Below are 513 nucleotides of genomic sequence, written 5' to 3'. Positions count from 1 at the left end.
GCAAGTGGAACCACGATGAGTACCGCAACATCAGAAATGGGAACGACATTGCCTGGCTATACATCGAAGACAATGAGCGGGGTTACTCCCATGAACACAGCTAGTGTAAGGGTGCATATTTATTTGCAGGGAACCGCGGCGGGAGGAAGCGGAACTTTCTATATCGACCAGGCCAGTTTACGCTATACGAATGATGATAATTTACTTACAAATGGTTCATTTGAAACAGCGATCGGGGGTCTTAACGGAATTGCCAATGGTTGGAACAAAGCGGATAGCGCGGGAATCATCGGGAGCAGTGAAGTGGTCGATGGTGGAACCTCAGGATCAAAGGCCCAGAAAATCAGCGTAGTGACGATTCCAGAAGGTGGTAAGTCATTTTTATTTCAAGATGTGGCGATGGAAGGGAATAAGCCATATACATTCCAGGCCATGATGCAGATTCCACAATTAATCAACAGTAAAGTAGTATTTGCCCTCAGCTTCGCGGATGCAGGTGGGGTTACGTTGAGC

1 protein-coding gene is annotated in these 513 nt (G+C 47.2%); it reads left to right on the top strand.

What is annotated here, in order from left to right:
* Window positions 1–15: 15 nt before the first annotated feature.
* On the top strand, window positions 16–513 hold a 498-nt coding region (locus tag LRL21_RS44850), incomplete at its 3' end, for a hypothetical protein (protein WP_240422218.1).

It is taken from the genome of Paenibacillus periandrae (assembly GCF_022458865.1).
Taxonomy (GTDB): domain Bacteria; phylum Bacillota; class Bacilli; order Paenibacillales; family NBRC-103111; genus Paenibacillus_S; species Paenibacillus_S periandrae.
Note: the sequence above shows the minus strand (reverse complement) of the source record. Positions and strands in the feature narration are given on the sequence as shown.